Origin of the sequence: Pseudarthrobacter sp. NKDBFgelt, from assembly GCF_046097905.1 — a bacterium.
Taxonomy (GTDB): domain Bacteria; phylum Actinomycetota; class Actinomycetes; order Actinomycetales; family Micrococcaceae; genus Arthrobacter; species Arthrobacter polychromogenes.
On the sequence record NZ_JBJURL010000053.1, the window covers coordinates 1 to 13,088 of the forward strand.

The 13,088-nt window shown below is 65.2% G+C and carries 16 protein-coding genes and 1 pseudogene; 10 read left to right on the forward strand and 7 right to left on the reverse strand.

The features are described from left to right. The 4 genes and pseudogenes from ACKAE7_RS14180 to ACKAE7_RS14195 all read left to right on the forward strand — a co-directional run. A pseudogene (locus ACKAE7_RS14180) lies at positions 1-405 on the forward strand (lytic transglycosylase domain-containing protein); the annotation flags it as partial. A 19-nt stretch (positions 406-424) separates the two neighbouring features. Continuing rightward, positions 425-784, forward strand: a complete 360-nt coding sequence (locus ACKAE7_RS14185) for a TraR/DksA C4-type zinc finger protein (protein WP_190612389.1) — start codon at positions 425-427, stop codon at positions 782-784. Next, positions 781-1,350 carry a DNA alkylation repair protein gene (locus ACKAE7_RS14190; protein ID WP_190612390.1) on the forward strand — a complete coding sequence of 190 codons (570 nt, stop codon included), beginning with the start codon at positions 781-783 and terminating at the stop codon, positions 1,348-1,350. The genes ACKAE7_RS14185 and ACKAE7_RS14190 overlap by 4 nt, the downstream gene beginning before the upstream one ends. Beyond that, positions 1,334-1,777, forward strand: a complete 444-nt coding sequence (locus ACKAE7_RS14195; protein WP_188808799.1) for a DUF1810 domain-containing protein — start codon at positions 1,334-1,336, stop codon at positions 1,775-1,777. Before ACKAE7_RS14190 ends, ACKAE7_RS14195 begins: the two co-directional genes overlap by 17 nt. Before the next feature lie 86 nt (positions 1,778-1,863). On the opposite strand, the gene ACKAE7_RS14200 is transcribed toward ACKAE7_RS14195, so the two are convergent. Both ACKAE7_RS14200 and ACKAE7_RS14205 read right to left on the reverse strand, forming a co-directional pair. After that, on the reverse strand, positions 1,864-2,757 hold the full coding sequence (locus tag ACKAE7_RS14200) for a glucose 1-dehydrogenase (RefSeq protein WP_188808800.1): 894 nt from the start codon (positions 2,755-2,757) through the stop codon (positions 1,864-1,866). An 87-nt stretch (positions 2,758-2,844) separates the two neighbouring features. Further along, positions 2,845-3,351 (reverse strand): metallophosphoesterase family protein, encoded by a 507-nt coding sequence (locus ACKAE7_RS14205; protein ID WP_408979506.1) that lies wholly within the window; start codon positions 3,349-3,351, stop codon positions 2,845-2,847. A gap of 137 nt (positions 3,352-3,488) precedes the next feature. On the opposite strand from ACKAE7_RS14205, the gene ACKAE7_RS14210 reads away from it, so the two are divergent. Both ACKAE7_RS14210 and ACKAE7_RS14215 read left to right on the forward strand, forming a co-directional pair. Continuing rightward, on the forward strand, positions 3,489-3,686 hold the full coding sequence (locus tag ACKAE7_RS14210; protein ID WP_408979507.1) for a DUF1918 domain-containing protein: 198 nt from the start codon (positions 3,489-3,491) through the stop codon (positions 3,684-3,686). Positions 3,687-3,742: 56 nt separating this feature from the next. Continuing rightward, a complete protein-coding gene (locus ACKAE7_RS14215; protein WP_408979508.1) occupies positions 3,743-4,246 on the forward strand; it encodes an NUDIX domain-containing protein in 504 nt (167 codons plus the stop codon). Here the strand turns inward: ACKAE7_RS14215 and ACKAE7_RS14220 are convergent. After that, positions 4,243-4,920, reverse strand: coding sequence for an endonuclease/exonuclease/phosphatase family protein (locus ACKAE7_RS14220; protein WP_104185974.1), 678 nt, complete (start codon positions 4,918-4,920; stop codon positions 4,243-4,245). The genes ACKAE7_RS14215 and ACKAE7_RS14220 overlap by 4 nt on opposite strands. Positions 4,921-5,104: 184 nt before the next feature. On the opposite strand from ACKAE7_RS14220, the gene ACKAE7_RS14225 reads away from it, so the two are divergent. After that, entirely contained in the window at positions 5,105-5,908 is an 804-nt protein-coding gene (locus tag ACKAE7_RS14225) for a thioesterase family protein (protein WP_408979509.1), read from the forward strand. A 789-nt stretch (positions 5,909-6,697) separates the two neighbouring features. Here the strand turns inward: ACKAE7_RS14225 and ACKAE7_RS14230 are convergent. Both ACKAE7_RS14230 and ACKAE7_RS14235 read right to left on the reverse strand, forming a co-directional pair. After that, positions 6,698-7,384, reverse strand: a complete 687-nt coding sequence (locus ACKAE7_RS14230) for a hypothetical protein (protein WP_191034431.1) — start codon at positions 7,382-7,384, stop codon at positions 6,698-6,700. Positions 7,385-7,708: 324 nt separating this feature from the next. After that, entirely contained in the window at positions 7,709-8,281 is a 573-nt protein-coding gene (locus tag ACKAE7_RS14235; protein WP_191034432.1) for a suppressor of fused domain protein, read from the reverse strand. A 904-nt stretch (positions 8,282-9,185) separates the two neighbouring features. On the opposite strand from ACKAE7_RS14235, the gene ACKAE7_RS14240 reads away from it, so the two are divergent. Further along, complete coding sequence (locus ACKAE7_RS14240) at positions 9,186-9,725, forward strand: PadR family transcriptional regulator (RefSeq protein ID WP_188808807.1); 540 nt, start codon at positions 9,186-9,188, stop codon at positions 9,723-9,725. 5 nt (positions 9,726-9,730) lie between these two features. Beyond that, on the forward strand, positions 9,731-11,443 hold the full coding sequence (locus ACKAE7_RS14245) for an AarF/UbiB family protein (RefSeq protein ID WP_190612418.1): 1,713 nt from the start codon (positions 9,731-9,733) through the stop codon (positions 11,441-11,443). 62 nt (positions 11,444-11,505) lie between these two features. Here ACKAE7_RS14245 and ACKAE7_RS14250 read toward each other — a convergent pair whose 3' ends face one another. Further along, positions 11,506-11,898, reverse strand: coding sequence for a DUF2177 family protein (locus ACKAE7_RS14250; RefSeq protein ID WP_190612420.1), 393 nt, complete (start codon positions 11,896-11,898; stop codon positions 11,506-11,508). Between ACKAE7_RS14250 and ACKAE7_RS14255 the strand changes: the two genes are divergently transcribed. After that, positions 11,891-12,664 (forward strand): biotin/lipoate A/B protein ligase family protein, encoded by a 774-nt coding sequence (locus ACKAE7_RS14255; protein ID WP_408979510.1) that lies wholly within the window; start codon positions 11,891-11,893, stop codon positions 12,662-12,664. The genes ACKAE7_RS14250 and ACKAE7_RS14255 overlap by 8 nt on opposite strands. A gap of 91 nt (positions 12,665-12,755) precedes the next feature. Here ACKAE7_RS14255 and ACKAE7_RS14260 read toward each other — a convergent pair whose 3' ends face one another. Beyond that, a complete protein-coding gene (locus ACKAE7_RS14260) occupies positions 12,756-13,013 on the reverse strand; it encodes a mycoredoxin (RefSeq protein WP_066276302.1) in 258 nt (85 codons plus the stop codon). Between the last annotated feature and the right edge of the window lie 75 nt (positions 13,014-13,088).

A 13,088-nucleotide genomic window follows, 5' to 3' on the forward strand; every position in this document is an offset into this window, starting at 1 on the left:
AACCCGGCCCCGACAACCCCTGCCCCGGACAGCCCGCCCCCTGCGCCGCCAAGCCCGCCGCCCGTCGTCGTGCCTTCCCTCCCCGGCGGCGCGGTCAATGACCCGGCAGGAGCCAAAAGCTACGCCTCCAGCAGGTTGGGCGCCCATGGCTGGGGCCAGGACCAGTTCCTCTGCCTGGCCCAGCTGTGGACCAAGGAATCGAACTGGCTGACCACCGCCACCAACCCCTATTCCGGCGCCTACGGAGTCGCGCAGGCCCTCCCGCCAGGCAAGTACTCAAGTGCCGGTGCCGACTGGCTTACCAGCTACCGGACGCAGATCGACTGGGGGCTGGGCTACATCAGGGAGCGGTACGGCTCGCCCTGCGCCGCCTGGAACCACTCCATGGCAAAGAACTGGTACTGACCCCGCGTAGGCTTTTCCCATGCCTGACTATGAACGCTTCCGGATCCTTCTTGAGGAGGAACGGGAGCGGAAGGTGGCCCTCCTGCCGGCCCTGCGCGCAGACATCGCCTCCGCAAACTCGGCGCGCCAGGATTCGAATGTGGACGACGAACATGACCCGGAAGGCTCCACCATCGCTTTCGAGCTGTCCCAGGCGTCCGCCCTGCTGAAGCAAAGCAGCCGAGGGCTGGACCAGGTGGACGCCGCCCTGGCCAGGATTGCCGCCGGCACCTACGGGACATGTGCCGTCTGCGGGGAAGCCATCGCCGAAGGCAGGCTGGAAGCACGGCCGTGGACCCCGTTCTGTATCCGCCACGCATCGGCGGGCCGCGGCCAATGAGCAGCACCCTGGACCGGGTGTCCGCTGCTGCAGGCTTCGTTGACCGCACCCTGCAGAATGAGGGCGCCTGGTACCGGGCGGACGACGTCGAGGACAGGCTGGGCGGGCAGCTGGCTTCCTACGGCTCCTCGGTGGGCGCAGTCCGGGGAACCGTCCGCGACGCCCTCCGGAAATACAAGGACCTCGACCACGACGCCGTTGTCCAGCTGGCGTCCGCCCTCTGGGGCCAGCCCGGGCCCGGTTCCCGGGCCGTTTTTGAGCGCAGGCTCGCCGCTGTTGTGCTGCTGCAATCCACCAGGGCACTCCTGCGCCACTCGGACCTGACCCGTATTGAGGGCTTCCTGCGGTCTGCCGGGACCCGGGAACTGGCGGAACCGCTGCTGTCCGACGTCGTGGCGCCGTTCCTGGCGGGGCTCGGCGGGCGGGACCGGCAGCGCGCAGCCGTGGTCCTGGCCCGGTGGCGGACGGACTCCGACAGCCAGCTGCGCACCGCCGCCGCCTATATTGACCAGCAAGCCGCCCCCGAAGCCCCACCACAAGGAGACACCCATGAACGATCCCCATAACCTTGACCGGTTCGTCGCCGCCCAGGACAGCGGCGGCACATACGGCCAGGCGCTGGCGGAACTGCAGCTGGGCCGGAAATCCGGCCACTGGATGTGGTTCATCTTTCCGCAGTTCGCGGGCCTGGGCCACAGCGAAATGTCACGACGGTACGCCATCAGCTCCCTGGCTGAAGCACGGGAGTACCTGGCCCATACGGTGCTGGGCCCACGGCTGCTCGAGTCCGCCCTGGCCGTCACCAACCACTCAGGCGGCCCGGCGGAGGACATCTTCGGGAGCACCGACGCCCGGAAGCTGCACTCCTCCATGACGCTGTTCCTCCGGGCAGCTCCGGGGGAAACGGTGTTCAAAACGGTCCTGGCCCAGTTCTTCGATGGACAGCCCGACGCCGCCACTGACGAGCTGCTGGCAGGCGAGGACGAGAAGTAGGGGCCAGAAATTAAAAGGCCGACGGCGGTGCCCCGCGCATCAGGCGCGGGGCACCGCCGTCGGTATCTTTCCGGTACATCCCGGGGCTACGGCGTGGGGCTGCCGCCGTTGACGTTCAGCGTTTCGCCCACAACATAGCTGGATTCCGGTGAGGCGAGGAAGACGTAGGCGGGGGCGAGCTCCGCCGGCTGGCCGGCCCGGCCCAGCGGCGTCGACTGCCCGAACTCAGGCAGCTCCTCCTTCGGCTGGCCGCTGCTGACCTGCAGCGGGGTCCAGATGGGACCCGGCGCCACCGCATTGACGCGGATGCCCTTGGGCGCCAGCTGCTGCGCCAAGCCTTTCGTGAAGTTGTTGATGCTGGCCTTGGTGGTGGCGTAATCCACCAGCGTCGGGGATGGGCTGTAGGCCTGGATGGACGTGGTGTTGATAATTGTTGACCCGGCCGGCATATGGGGGAGTGCAGCCTTGGTCAACCAGAACATCGCGTACACATTGGTTTTCACGGTGTGGTCGAACTGCTCATCGGTGATGTCGGCGAGGTCCTCCTGCGCCACCTGTTTCCCGGCGTTGTTGACCAGGATGTCGATGCTGCCCAGCACCGCCACGGCAGTGTCCACCACGTCGCGGCACACGGACGCGTCCTTGAGGTCACCGGGGACCTTGATGGCCTTGCGCCCGGCGGCCTCGATGAGGCCCGCAATGCGGGCGGCATCCTCTTCTTCCTCCGGAAGGTAGGAGAGAACGACGTCGGCCCCCTCCCGGGCGAAGGCAATGGCCGTTGCTGCACCGATGCCTGAGTCCGCGCCGGTGACGATCGCCTTGCGCCCTTCAAGCCTGCCGGTACCGCGGTAGGTCTCCTCGCCAAGGTCGGCCTTGGGTGCCAGCTCCGCATCCAGTCCCGGCTCGGGCTGGTGCTGCTTTGGCGGGGAGATCTTTTCGTACGCGGTGACCGGATTGCGGAAGGTGTACTGATCTGTCATGTGGTCCTCCTGGTGCTCGGATGACAAAAGCTAAGCATGCTTACCGTTCCAAGCCTAGGCACCTGATGCCTCCCTTGCCAAACCCGGTCAATCCCGGAGGACCTCGTGCAGCCGGACGTCCCCCAGCTTTCCGGAATCCACCGTGGCGGTCATGAACGTGCAGGCCGGCTGCCGGCGGCGGTCAGTGGGCGACCCGGGATTCAGCAGCCGCAGCCCGCGCGGGGTGGTGGTGTCCCACGGGATGTGGCTGTGGCCGAAAACCAGCACGTCCGCCTCCGGGTACTGGGCCTCGCACCTGGCTTCACGCCCCTTGGCCTGCCCGGTCTCGTGCACCATGGCAAAGCGGATGCCCTCCAGCGTGATCTCCGCCGTTTCCGGAAGGCTCCGGCGCAGCTCCGGTCCGTCGTTGTTTCCATAGACGCCCACCAGCAGGCGGCTCCGCCGCCGGAACTCTTCCAAGTGGGACGCGGACACCCAGTCGCCGGCATGAAAGACCACGTCGGCGCTTTCGACGGCGGACCACACCTGTGCAGGAAGGTCACGCGCGCGTTTGGGGATGTGGGTATCGGCGACCAGGACAAGATTCAGCGGCATGGGAAAGATCCTGCCATGCCGGCCGGCTTCCCGAGGACCGGCCTCTGGCCCTCTCCTGCGGACCCTTCTGCCGTTCTTTCGATTCGCTCTTTTCCCGGCGGGCAGCCAGTCGTACTCTGGGCTCGGAGGTGAGTGCCATGGAGGCAACGCAGGGTGACCGCATCATCGTGCACGGCAGGACTGTGGGGGCGGTGGACCGGCATGGAGTGATTCTTGAGGTGCGCGGCCAGGGCGGAACGCCGCCCTACCGTGTCCGCTTTGATGACGGACACGAGACCATCATGTACCCCGGCGGTGATTTCGCCGTCGAGCGCGGTACAGCGAACCAGTCCTGACCGGGGCAGCGGACTGGCGGATGCAGCCCACCCGCTCCACCTGTCAGACTGGAGCGATGGATCACTTTCCGGCGTCCACCGCGTCCTCCGCCCCTCCCGTCCGTACCGGTCCCAGGGACCCCGGCGACGCCTGGGTCGAGGGAAGCCGCGGGCGCTTCTGGGGGCGTTTCGGCGCGGCCGGGGTGCTGGCCTACGATCCCGGCAAGGGGGTGCTGCTGCAGCACCGTGCCGTGTGGAGCCACAACGGCGGAACATGGGGGCTGCCCGGCGGCGCACTCCATGAGGGCGAGGAGGCCGTCACCGGCGCTCTCCGGGAAGCCTATGAGGAAGCCGCCGTGCCCGCGGACAATGTGGAGGTGATCTTCACGTCCCTGCTGGACGTGGGGTACTGGAGCTACACCACGGTTGTGGTGCTGGTGAGGGAGCCCTTTGACCCGGTGATCAGCGATCCCGAAAGCCTGGAGCTCCGGTGGGTCCCGCTGCCCGGGGTGGCCGGCCTGGAACTGCACCCCGGATTTGAAGCGTCCTGGCCGGACCTCCGTGCAAGGCTCGAGTCCTAGTAGTCCGGGCCGTATTCCGCTTTGACCAAGATGGGGAGGTGGTCTGAGTTGCCCCGCGGCAGGGTCTCCACGCTTTCGATATCCAGGCCCAGTGACGTCGCGAAATCGAAGTGGCCCTTGAACACTTTGTACCGGGTGTACGTGCGCCTGTTGCTCAGGGAGAGTGCATAGCCCGAGTTTTTCATGTGCAGGTCCAGGTTCTTGGTGAAGAACGGGTAGTTGAAATCGCCCACCATCAGGGTCATCAGGCCTTTGCCCATGCTCAGCAGCTCCGCATGGGCCGCGTGGATCTGCTTGCGCCGGAGCGAGTTGGACGCGGTGAGCGGGGCAGCGTGGAACGAGCCGATCACCAGTTCATGCTGCGTTTCGTTGTCCATGACCCGGGTGCCGATCAGCCGCTCATGGGCCGGGGCCAGGACGCGGTCATGCATCGACTTCTTCAGGGCGAAGGACTGGGTGTCCAGGGCGGTGAAGCGGCTGGTGCGGTAGTAGATGGCCAGCCCCAGCCGGTTGCCCTTGGTGGCATCCGCCAGATGCAGTGGCCCCAGGGTTTCGGGAAGATCACTGGAATCCACCTCCTGGAGGCAGAGCGCATCAATGTCATGGTTCCGCGCCAGGGCGAGGAGTTCGCCGCTCGCCTTGTGCTTGCGGAGGTTGTAGCTGATGACGCGCATGGAACACCTCTTCCGAGGGTTGCTGACAGGACCAGTTCCTGAGTCTAGTCGGATGGATCCCACCAGTGGCCAACATTTCGCCGCGTCCCTTTGGGTGAAATGCCGTGCCCGGGTCCGGCGCAGCAGCGGCACCCGGCGCGGATAGAGTTAAGGCCGATTCACTGGAACTCCGAAGGGGCCAACGTTGACCGCAGAGCTGCCTGAACTGGCTGAAGGAAACTTCTACTACCTGAACCTGGGCGGAGGCCGTTTCCGTTCCACCATCCATGCCCAGGGTGCCTGGAACGTCCACGAGCAGCACATGGCGCCGGCGTCGGGCCTGCTCGCGGACAGCCTGGAACGCCATGACCCGCGGCCGGACATGCGGATGGGCCGGATCAGCTACGAGATCCTCGGCCTTATCCCAGGCGGCGAATTCCAGATCGCGGCCACCACCCTCCGGCCCGGAAAGACCATCGAACTCCTGCAGGCCGAGCTGGTGGCGGGCGGGCGCACCGCCATCCGTGCCACCGCCTGGCGGCTGGCCACCAGCGATACAACACCGGTAGCCGCCATCGAGGATACCCCCATTCCCGGTCCGGAAGACTGCAAGCCGTACGACGGCGCGTCCGTGTGGCCCGGCGGCTACATCCGCTCGCTGGAGATGCGGGTTGCGGAAGGGCACAGGCCCGGGGCCGGAAAGGTCTGGCTCCGGACCGAACATCCTTTGACGGACCGCGCGGACAGCGGTGCCCTGGCCAGGCTCATGGGCATGGTGGACACGGCCAACGGCATCGCGGCCAGGGTTCCGCCCGGCAAGGACAGCTACTCCTTTCCCAACCTTGACCTGCAGATCCACATGTACCGCCGGCCCGAAGGGGAGTGGCTGGGCCTGGACAACGCGGTCTCGTTCGGCGGGGACGGCATAGGACTGACGTCCACAGTCCTGCACGACCTCCAGGGGCCGTTCGGGCGCGCGGAGCAGATCCTCACACTGCGAAAAACCTGACGGGACTGCCGGGGGTGGAGCACGGAGGTGGATCGCCGGTCTTTTGGCGCCGCTAACTGGCTTGTTCATGGATGCTTGTGACCGCCTGCAGAAGACTGCCCGGTACATCCCGGGCTCGCGGGCACCTTGCGCTTCGGGATCGCAGTCTGCGTTGCCGGGTTCGTCGTCGAAGACGGGCATGCGCTGGATGGATTGCCCGAGTCTGTCCAGGGTTGAGATGGCCCGGGTGTCGTTTCGATCAGCGCCTCGAGGGCCGGACGACATATGGGCGTGCAGCTCTCGCTCCAGAGATGCCGTACTCAACGTAGTGGTCATAAGCGGCGGACGCCGGAGGCCAGAAGGTCCGCCTGTTCTCGATTAGTGGAGCGCTGTTGGGCCGGGCTACTGGGTAGCAAATCAGTTTCGTCACGGGCTGCTTCGAGGTGTCTCATAACTAAGGACAAGTACTCGATTTTTGCCAAAAGGTTATGAGACATAGTTACGAGAACGCCAATGCCATCGCGCGTCCAAGATTCCGCAGAAAATCTGTGACCGTGCAGGTCAGACGACTGTTAGCTCGTTGAGACGTCTCGTTTCCCAAGGGTTTCGAGACAATCTGGAGAGTAGCGTTTAGGACACCTTCACCGTGCACGTCCTCGTGTAGGGCTAACGTGCGTATCGAGGCAGGCTACTGGATCTGGTCAGAGAGCATGCCTGCTGCACGCCCGGCGACCGGCTTACGGGGCGGTCTGAGCGGGAGGTGTTCAAGGAGGTGTTCAAGGAGTGCCGTTGCAGTGTTGGATGGAGCCGTTAGCTCCGAGTCGTGAATTGGACTTGGATGTACTTGAGCTCAGTGCGTGGAAGCACAGCGGTCACCACCCCGCCGCCTGCCAGTTGGGCTCCGATACCGTAGACGAACGGGTCCGTATCGACCTCTGCACCGGGCATATCGACTCCGTTGATGACGGTCCTGGCCTCGCTGTTGACCATCCGGCCGGTAACTGTGGGGGCGTGCTGGTCCCACGGGTTGCTGCCCGGCCAGAGCTCTTGCCGATATTGGTTCATGAGGATGTGGTTGACATGGTCAACCAACAGGCTTCGAACCGAAGAACGCTCGGATGGATCGCGGTGCCAGGTGGTTCGCACGGACTCCTCAAGTTGCGGGTAACGCAGGCGCTCCACGTACTCGATCAGCCAAGGGGGCCGCGGCCATGGCGGAACTTCCTCGATCGATCTGCGTGTCTTCTCGTTGAGGTCCGCGAGGTTTACCGGGTCTGAGCGGTCATCCGGGTTTCGCCAGAGCGTATAGGTGATGCTCGCCGTCATCTCGTTGTACCCACGATCATCTTGGCCATAGGTCACACCAACGCTGTCGGTGTCCTCCAACGATGGTTGAGGCGCGAGCCCCATCACCGGAATGGGCATCAGCTTCAGGCGCTCAGCCCATTCGGCACGGGGGTCGGGAGCGTCTGCGGGGAGAATTCCAGCCACTCTCATACCCCGACTATGAACCACACGAGGCCGCCTGTATACGGAATCGGACTTTCGGGTCCCAAATGTCACGTTGATGGTTCGGCTAGCGGGCACCAACAGCGCGGTAAGCGATCCTTTACCGGACTCCCCTCGTCGGAGTCCAGCTGTCGTGAATGGCCAGGCGTGGTAGACGTCTTTTTGCCCGCCTCCGCCACGGGCTTGCGGCGACCCACCTCGGGTTGCCAGGCTCTCGGCCACGAGATCGACTCCATGGCACGATCCTTCCTTTGCCGCGCAATCTCACGGAATTTGCTTCGGATAATGGCGTGGGCGTGGTGGGGTTGACGTTTAAGGGTTGTGCACCGGTAGCGGAGGCCGCAGCCAGTCATCAACGTCCGGATCGTGCTCCACCAGGAGGCCCTCCAACGCCTCCCAGCCGTGGGTCGCAGCGAAGTTGGCCTCAGCAGGGAACAGCGGGACAAGGTTGGCAATGATGATCGGTCCATCCACGTCCTCGCAGACAGCAAACCCATCGGGTTGGTAATAGGGGCTGTACACGAGGAAAGCTTCAAGCCGGGTATCAGGATCGAGCGGCCCTCTGGGACCTATGACCTCACCTCGAAGCGGAGCGCGTCCCTCGTGGATCATCTCCTCCGCGAGCTGCTGCATCATGGAAGGAACGTACCGCTCAAAGTGGCCGCGGCGGACCATCATCAAAAGTTCAATCCGGATTGGCGCCCTGCCCGGCATGGCCAGTGCGCACCGGCTCAGCCCCAGCGTCGAGTAGGCAACAACGCCGTCCAAGGGGCCGTCGTCGAACTTGACGACCTGCGCATGTGTCGGCCGTCCGTCCGCGTCCCTGGCCCATCCCCCAGAGATGGGGCCGAGATATTGTTCAAGGTGCTCGACAAGGTGCGTCATGGCTGCTCCTTCCTATCCCCGCTGCCGGCGGTCGCGCGCCGAGAGAACTTCGGCCGCACATCCGAGGACAAGTGGCAAGTATCGCCTGATAGCCGCAGGCCGGCGCAACTCCCCGGTCTTCAGCAGTGCCCGGATCTGATTCGAACTTAAGTTCAGCTCTTCGGCGGCCCGCTCAGTGGTCAAGAAGCGGCGCTTCTTCGGTTCCTCGGTCACCAGCTCATCCTATGTGCGGGATAGCGTGGCGCTGCCGATGTAGCGGACGCGCATTCCGGCGTCTCCTATCCCTAGGTATGCGGCAGCGGCTTGCTGTAGTAGTAGCGGGTTAGATCGTCGGGGCGAGAAATCATGATTCCCATCGCACCCGGAGTGTGGACATGCCTGAGCCTTCAATTGCCCGTAAGGGATCCCTGAACGGACCTGTTGAGTCTTAGGGTTGCTTGGGGGACTTCCTCGCGGCCCGGCGGTACCACCAGAGGCTGAATAGCAGCAGGCCTAGGTTCAGGGCCTGCGAAATCCAATACCCGACTGTTGCTCTGTTGCCCTCTGCGAGCACGCCGTATAGGTTGCTCGCGAATAGCGCCACGGCGAAAAGGCCCATAACCACTGCCTCCGCTTTGGTTGGCTGCTTCTTCCAATTTCTCGGGCCCATGCCCTGAGCCTAGCGGTGGAATTAAGTGGTGCGGTTACCCTTACGGGACAGCTGAATTCCTGTGTCTCATAACCTCAGCGCCTCGAATCCCTAGGGATACGAGACGCAGCGGCACCCGAGCAGACTCCGGGCCCTGATGCGAAGCACCACTTGGCGATCCAGAATGCCGCCACACAGTGGAAACAACCGCCCGTTCCGGTGGATGTATCGTTGAGTATCGTTGTATATCGTTGGCGGTTTTCAAAGGAGATCATCATGCGTGGTTCATACCCGGCAGCCGGATTCGGCGGAAGCAATATCGACGGCATGTGGCAGGCCGTTGAGGAGCTGCGCTCACGGTTTGAGAAACGCGCGGGAACCCGTGCTGGCAAGGGTGAGGTGCGGTCCGCGGTGCTGGCGCTCCTTGCTGAGCGGCCGATGCACGGCTACCAGATCATCCGCGAGATCGAGGAGCGCAGCGGCGGCAGCTGGAAGCCCAGCGCCGGCTCCGTCTACCCGACTTTGCAGCTGCTCGCGGACGAGGGCACCATCAGCGCCGAGGAGTCCAACGGTCGCAAGATCTATTCACTGACCGAGGCCGGCCGCGAGGAAGTTGCGCAGGACCACGGAGCAACGCCCTGGGACTCGCCGGGGCCCCATCCCGGCGGGTTTGGATCCTTGCCCAAAGCGGGGGTGGAGCTCGCGCAGGCTGCAGCCCAGGTGGGCCGCACGGGCTCGCCGGACCAGGTGCAGCAGGCCGTGGCGGTGCTCGACGACGCACGGCGCCGGCTCTACGCGATCCTCGCCCAGGATTGACGCGGGTGGCGTCTGTCCGCCCGCATCGTGCCGCTTCGGCCGCGGGCGCCGGGGACACCCGTGCCCGCTACCGGCGCATCCTGCGCTTTGCCGCCTGGAACCTGGCAGTGACGTGGTGGTTTGAACTGTTCCTCCCGCGGATCGGACTAGCCCGGGTCGCAGAACGTACGCGGTCGCGGCGGATGCAGCGCTTCGCCCGGCGCTTCCATGGACTTGCCGTGGAGCTGGGCGGCCTGATGATCAAGGTGGGACAGTTCCTTTCCTCCAGGCTCGATATTCTGCCACCCGAGATCACCAGGGAGCTTGAGGGCCTCCAGGACGAGGTCCCGCCCGTTCCGTTTCCTTCGATCCGCGCCCTGGCTGAGGTGGAGTTGGGCGCTCCGCTGGACCAGGTGTTCGCTTTCGTGGAGGAGGTACCGATCGCTGCCGCGTCGCTGGGGCAGGCGCACCGGGCACGCCTTCGTGCATCGGATGCGGCCGACACCGGATTCACCGACGTGGTGCTCAAGGTGCAGCGTCCGGGCATTGACGCGATTGTCGACGTCGACCTTGCAGCCCTGCGTAAGGTAGGCGGCTGGCTCAGCCGCATTCGCCTGGTGTCCAGCCGCGCCAATATGCCGGCCCTGGTGGAGGAGTTTGCGCAGACCAGTTTCGAGGAGATCGACTACCTGCACGAGGCGGCGAATTCCGAACGCTTCGCCGCCGATTTTTCCGACGACGGCAGGGTCTGCGTGCCCGGCATTGCCTGGGAGCGGAGCACCCGCCGCGTACTCACCCTTGAAGACGTCACGGCCATCAAGATCACGGAGGCCGGGGCCCTCCGGGCGGCGGGCATCGATCCGGCCGAGGTGGCTCCGGTGTTCGCCGCCGTCATGTTCGACCAGATGTTCACCAACGGCTTCTTCCATGCAGACCCGCACCCCGGAAATATCTTTGTCACTCCCGTCACCGCACCGGCCGGCGACCGCCCGTGGAAGCTGACATTCATCGACTTCGGCATGATGGGCGAAATTACCTCCTCCACCCGTAGCGGACTCCGGAAGCTGCTGATTGCTGCCGCCGCGCGCGACGGCCGGGGGCTGGTGGCGGCGATCAACGACGTCGGCGTGCTGGCGCCGTCAGCCGACACTGTGGAGATGGAGCGCGCCATGACGCATCTCTTCGCCCGCTTCGGCGGCATGGGGTTCGCTGAGCTCCGGGAAGTGGATCCGAGGGAGTTCCGTGACTTCGCGGTGGAGTTCGGCGATGTGGTCCGCTCGCTGCCATTCCAGCTCCCGGAGAATTTCCTGCTCATCATCCGGGCGATGTCGCTGACCTCGGGGGTGTGCAGCTCGCTCGATGAGCGCTTCAACCTCTGGGATTCCGTGGAACCGTATGCCGCCAGGCTTCTGCGCGACGAGCGCGGCAACATCGTGGAGGACGTGGCCCAGCAGGCCCTCGACGCCGCAGCGACCGCACTGCGCCTGCCGAAGCGCCTGGACGCACTGGCTGGACGGCTTGAGGAAGGCTCCCTCGCTGTTGCCAACCCCCGTCTTGAACGGCAGATCGCCCGCCTGGACCGCACCAACCGGCGCTCTGCTTCTGCCCTGGTGTTTGCCGCCCTGCTCATCGCTGGCGCCATCGTGCGGGCTGACGACGCCGTCCTGGGCGGCATCCTCATGGCAGGTTCTGCAGTCCCGCTGCTGCACGGGATGTGGGCAGGCCGCCGCGGGCTTTGAAGCGGCAGTGCCCGGGGCGCAGCCGCTGCGTGGGCATTGCCGGAGCGGCCTTGGCGCGAGCGTCAGGTCCGGGCGTGGAAAACCAGCCAGCCCGCGAGTGTTGACAGGCCTGTCAGCACGGCGCCCCACAGCATGTCCACGACAATCAGCTGCAGCGGCCAAACCTTCAGGGTGGCGGCATTGGTGAGGTCGTAGGTGGCGTAGGCGAAGGCGCCCAGGGCCGCACCGTAACCCAGGGCAGTGAGCCAGCTGCCGCCGTCGAGCGTGGGCCGCAGTGCAAAGAACACAATCCCGGCGATGTAAATGACGTAGAACGCCACGGCGTAACCTAGGTGTGGTTTGTCCGCCAGCAGTTCGCCGATGTGGCTGCGGTAAAAGGGGTTCATCAGCCTGAGCCAGATGGCGTCGATCGCTGCGAAGGCGGCGGCGACAACGAGGAATTGCAGAATGACCATAAGGGAGCTTAGCAATATGAACGACGGCGGTCCGGGGCCCCGCACCCTGACAGTGGTGCGGCAGGAACAGACGCTGGGCGCCGCCCGGGACCTGGAATTCGGCCTGGAACTGCTGGCCAGGGTCAGGAGCGGGGACATCGGTCCCACGCTGCGGCTGTACCGTCCCGCCCCCACGGTCGCGTTCGGCCAGCGGGACACCCGCCTGCCGGGATTCGACGCCGCCGCGCAGGCGTGCCGTGCCAACGGCTTCGAACCCCTGGTCCGCCGGGCAGGAGGCCGGGCGGCCGCTTATCACGAGGGCACGCTGGTGGTGGACCATATTGAACCCGATCCGGATGCCATCGCCGGTTCCAAAACCAGGTTCGGGTACTTCGGGGAGCTGTTTGCGGACGCCCTGCGCCGGGTCGGCGTGCAGGCGGCTGTGGGCGAGATTCCCGGGGAATACTGCCCCGGCGAGTTCAGCGTGCACGGCACGGACCCGGCCGACGGCGCGCACCGTGTGAAACTGGTGGGTACGGCCCAGCGCGTGGTGGCCGGCGGCTGGCTGTTTAGTTCGGTGATCGTGGTGGAAAACTCGGCGCCGATCCGCAAAGTGCTGACCGACAGCTACGCCGCCCTGGGCCTGGACTGGGACCCTGCCACGGCAGGGGCGGTGGACGACCTTGTGCCTGGCGTGGATGTCCCAGCCGTGGAGGAAGCCCTGCTTTCCGTTTATGCCGGCCATGCGCCGCTGAGAACCGCTTCGTTCAGCAGCCTGGGGGCATGACCCGGCTGGTTGCTGCCGGGCACAGCAAACGGGACCAACATTGGGAAATGTTGGTCCCGTTCTGTTGGTCCCAGCCGGGGTGGCGTGCCGGCTAGGCTGCGAGGCGCTGCTTGACCTCGGCAGCGGAAGGGTTCGTGGCGGCGGTGCCGTCCGGGAAGAGGACGGTGGGGACGGTCTGGTTTCCACCGTTCAGCTGCTCCACGAGTTCGGCGGTGCCTTCCACTTCCTCGATGTTGATCTCGGTGTAGCCGATGCCCTGGGCATCAAGCTGCTTCTTCAGCCGGTTGCAGTAGCCGCACCAGGTGGTGGAAAACATGGTGATAGTGCCGGATTCGGGAGTGAAGTCCACGGAGCTCTCCTCTGTGCTTGATAACGGTTTCGTTCCTGTAACGGTAGCGTGCAGTCCGCTATTCCCCGGTACTGG